The sequence below is a fragment of the Paenarthrobacter sp. CM16 genome (assembly GCF_013179505.1).
GTDB lineage: Bacteria > Actinomycetota > Actinomycetes > Actinomycetales > Micrococcaceae > Arthrobacter.
The window spans coordinates 1-2980 of the sequence record NZ_JABMCX010000422.1; the positions used below are offsets into that span (position 1 = coordinate 1).

Annotated in this window: 2 protein-coding genes and 1 pseudogene; 2 read left to right on the forward strand and 1 reads right to left on the reverse strand. The window is 64.1% G+C overall.

Annotation, left to right across the window (positions count from 1 at the left end):
• Both HP499_RS22805 and HP499_RS22810 read left to right on the forward strand, forming a co-directional pair.
• On the forward strand, nt 1-682 hold a 682-nt coding region (locus HP499_RS22805; RefSeq protein WP_172326348.1), incomplete at its 5' end, for an exo-beta-N-acetylmuramidase NamZ domain-containing protein.
• A 59-nt stretch (nt 683-741) separates the two neighbouring features.
• The gene (locus HP499_RS22810; RefSeq protein ID WP_253951757.1) at nt 742-2754 is read left to right on the forward strand and encodes a glycoside hydrolase family 3 protein; all 2013 of its coding nucleotides are present in this window, start codon (nt 742-744) and stop codon (nt 2752-2754) included.
• 6 nt (nt 2755-2760) lie between these two features.
• On the opposite strand, the pseudogene HP499_RS22815 reads toward HP499_RS22810, so the two are convergent.
• Nucleotides 2761-2980: pseudogene (locus HP499_RS22815) on the reverse strand (YdcF family protein); the annotation flags it as partial.

Below are 2980 nucleotides of genomic sequence, written 5' to 3' on the forward strand. Positions count from 1 at the left end.
AAAGCTTGGGATCGCCCTCCAACACGGCATGACCGTAGGCGAGCTGGCCAAGTACTTCAATGCAGTGCACTTGCCCGCAGCCGGCCTCACTCCCCTCCAGGACCTGCAGGTGGTGGAAGTACAGGGGTGGCGCCGTGAGATGACCGGCCCGGACAACCGGGCATCGTGGATCCTGCCCAGCCCCAACATGCCCACCCCGGAGACCGCGCTCCTGTACCCGGGCACGGCACTTTTTGAGGCCACCAACATGTCTGAAGGCCGCGGCACCACCCGCCCCTTCGAGCTCATCGGCGCCCCTTACGTGGACCACCGCTGGGCGGAGGCACTGAACAGCAAGGGCCTCGCCGGCGTCACGTTCCGCGAGGCATACTTCCAGCCCACCCTCTCCAAGAACCAGGGAATCATCTGTGGTGGAGTCCAGGTGCACATCACTGACCCTGCCCGTGTAGAAGCCCTGGAAATCGGCACGCACATGCTGGTGGAGGCAAAGCGGTTGTACCCGGGCTTCGGCTGGCGCGGCGACGCCGGACGCTGGATGGGGCTGCTGAGTGGGTCGGCCCGCTTCGGCGAACAAATCGACGCCGGCGCGGACGCCCGCACCATTATTGAGAGCTGGCGTACTGAACTGGGCCAATTCGTCCGCGACACCCGCCAATACCTCCTCTACAACGGACCCCGCTAGGCCATCCGGAACTTCAAATGATTGGGATGAAACGCATGCTCAGAAAAGGAACTACGTTGATGACGGCGGCCGCCACCGCGCTTCTCATGACAGGCGCGGGAGTGGCGACGGTGGGCGCCGCCGCAGCCGCCCCCACCACCGCGCGCACGACGACGGTCGCCGCCTCCCCGGATATCGAGGCCATGATTTCCGGCATGTCGCTGGACGAGAAGATCGGCCAAATGACTTGGACGCACGTCTATGGTTCCTCGGCAGAGGACACATCCATGGCGGCCAGCAACCAGGCTCGCTACGGCGTCAATACCCCCGCTGAAGTCGTAGCCAAGTACAACCTTGGCGGAGTCCTCTACTTCGCCTGGTCCGGGAACACCAACAACCCCCGGCAGGTGGCCGGCCTGTCCAACGGGTTGCAGCAAGCTGCCGTAGGCCAGGACGGAACCGGCATTCCGTTGGCCGTCACCATCGACCAGGAAGGCGGCTTGGTTGCCCGGATCGGGTCACCGGCCACCGTCCTCCCCGGAAACATGGCCCTGGGTGCCACGGCAGACGCAGACCTTGCAAGGGCACAGGGCGAAATCCTGGGCTCCGAGATGCGCGCCATGGGCATCAACGTGGACTTCGCACCCGTTCTGGACCTCAATTCCAACCCGGACAATCCCGTGATCGGCATCCGCTCCATGGGTGAAGATCCGGCGCTGGTCAGCGCACTGGGTGTGGCACAGATCCACGGCATGCAGGAGCACAACGTGGGTGCGGCAGCCAAGCATTTCCCCGGCCACGGCGATACCTCGGTGGATTCCCACTACGGGCTGCCCACTGTCACCTATGACCGCGAGACATTGAACCAACACCTGAAACCCTTCAAGGCCGCCATTGACGGTGGCGTGGATATGGTCATGACGGCCCACATCATTGTGGAGGCCATCGACCCCGAGATGCCCGGCACCCTGTCCCCCAAGGTTCTGACCGGTTTGCTCCGGGAAGAGATGGGATTCAAGGGCCTGATCACCACGGATGCGTTGGATATGGCTGCAATGGCCGCCGAATGGCCCCAGGAAGAAATCGCGGTCAAGGCCATCCAGGCCGGCTCTGACATCCTGCTCAACTCCCCCGATGTGGATGCCTCATTCGCGGGGGTTCGCGCCGCCGTCGAGTCCGGTGAACTCAGCGAAAGCCGCCTTGACGAGTCCGTCCGCCGGATCCTTGAGTGGAAGGTCAAGCGGGGAGTCTTCGAGCAGCCGATGGCGGACCTCAACGCCGTGGACCAAACGGTGGGAACCGCCGCCAATCTGGCTACCGCCAACCTGATTTCAGACCGCGCGGTGACCATGCTCCGCAACGAGGAACGGATCCTGCCCCTCGCCTCCGGCAGCTCCGTACTGATGGTGGGTGCAGGTTCCGGCAGGCCTGAAAATGCGGGACCGCTGCTCAAGGAACAGGGATTCGCGGTGACAGAGGACTACGAGAATGGAAGCTCGCCCTCTGCCGCCTATCGTGCCCGTGCGGTTGCCGCGGCGGGCGGCGCCGACGCGGTGGTGTTCACTTCCTACAACGCCACCACCAATGCGGCCCAGCAGCAGATGGTGGCGGAACTGGCGGCCACCGGAACCCCGGTAATCGTCATTGCCACCCGCAATCCCTACGACGTCAGTGTCTTCCCCGGAGCAGCCGCCGTGCTGAACAGTTACGGCGTCAACAAGGTCAACTTCCACGGCGTGGCCCGCGCCATCTCGGGTGCGGTGAACCCCGGCGGCAAGCTGCCGGTCAACATACCGGAAGCAGGCGGCGACGGCGTCCTGTTGCCTTTGGGCTTCGGCCTCCACTACGACACCGCGACGCCGGCGGCCGTCACCTTCACTGACCGCCCGGGTCAGGGACAGGACGCCTACACCGTTCCAACGGTGGACGGCGTGACCTACCTGGTGGACGGCAAGGAGATCACGGCCGGGACCTACAGGAAGCCGTCCGGAACCGTGGCTGTCGTTGCAGTCCCAGGCAAGGGCTTCGTGTTCACCGAAGGCGCGGTCACTGAATGGAGCCACACGTTCACCACGGGACTTCCCAAACCGTAGAAGGACTTACACCACAGAGGAGTTCATCAGTGCGACCGTGATGAGCAGGGCAACCCCGAACATGGGCAGGCAAAGGACCACGTTTGTCAGCCGGTTGTCCCTCATCACGGCCACGAACTCACGGAGGAAGGCGCTTGGCACGAAGTAGCTGGCAGTGGGAGCACCCACTACCTCGGCGTTGATTTTCTGGCGTCGGGACAGGAGGGCCGCGCGGAGAACATGGTAG